Origin of the sequence: Streptomyces sp. B6B3 (assembly GCF_039871525.1) — a bacterium.
In the GTDB taxonomy this organism is placed as follows: domain Bacteria; phylum Actinomycetota; class Actinomycetes; order Streptomycetales; family Streptomycetaceae; genus Streptomyces.
This window is the reverse complement of record NZ_JBDPLU010000070.1, coordinates 1-1,036: the sequence shown is the minus strand read 5'-3', so window position 1 is coordinate 1,036 and position 1,036 is coordinate 1. Positions and strand designations below refer to the sequence as shown.

The 1,036-nt window shown below is 70.2% G+C and carries 1 pseudogene; it reads right to left on the bottom strand.

The annotated features are described in order from the left end of the window. Positions 1-1,036, bottom strand: a pseudogene (locus tag ABGB06_RS39400) (glycoside hydrolase family 95 protein); the annotation flags it as partial.

The following is a 1,036-nucleotide window of genomic DNA, read 5'->3' as shown; positions in this document are numbered from 1 at the left end:
TGATCTTCCAGGCGAGGGACCAGCCGGTGCCGGCGTCGCCGCGTCGTTCCAGGGTGACCCGGGCGGCCTGGGCCAGCTCGGGGGTGCCGGTGGGGGTGATCTGGTTGCTGGGGTGCAGGCCGTAGAGATGGGAGACATGGCGGTGGCCCTGTTCGGGGGCGCCCGCGTCCCAGTCGGCCTGCCATTCCTGGACCTGGCCCTGACCGCCGATCTTCGTCGGCGCCAGACGACCGGCCAGACCCGTCACCGTGTCGCGGAAGTCCGCGTCGGTCTCCAGGAGGGTCGAGGCCTGGGCGACCGCCGCGAACAGGTCGCGGATGATCTGCATGTCCATGGTGGGGCCGGCACAGACCGAGACGCCGGAATGGTGCGGGTTCTCCGGAGAGTTGGACGGGCAGGTCACCATGTGGCCCGTGCCCGGATCCTCAACGAGCGAGTCGACGAAGAACTGCGCGGCGCCCTTCAACGCGGGGTAGCGGGCGCGGAGGGCGTCGAGGTCCCCGGTGAACCGGTAGTGCTCCCAGACGAACAACGCAAGCCAGGCCCCGCCGGTCTGCCACATGCCCCACACCGCGCCGTCCACCGGCGCGGTGCCGCGCCACCCGTCGGTGTTGTGGTGACACACCCACCCGCCGGCGCCGTACTGGACACGGGCGGTCTCCTGGCCGGCCACGGCGAGGTCGTCGACCAGGTCCAGGACCGGGTCCAGCATCTCGATCAGGTTGGCCGGTCCGGCGGGCCAGTAGTTCATCTCCGTGTTGATGTTCACCGTGAACTTCGAGTCCCACGCCGGGCTGAGCGAATCGTTCCAGATCCCCTGGAGGTTGGCCGGCTGGGTGCCCGGGCGGGAGGAGGAGATCAGCAGGTACCGACCGAACTGGAAGAACAGCGCCACCAGCTGCGGATCGTCACCCCCCGCGAAACCCGCCACCCGCTGGTCCGTGGGCAGTTCGGCGGCGTCGGTGCTGCCCACATCCAGGGCGGTCCGGCCGAAGTACTGCTGGTAGTCGGCGACGTGGCGAGACCGCAGCTCGTC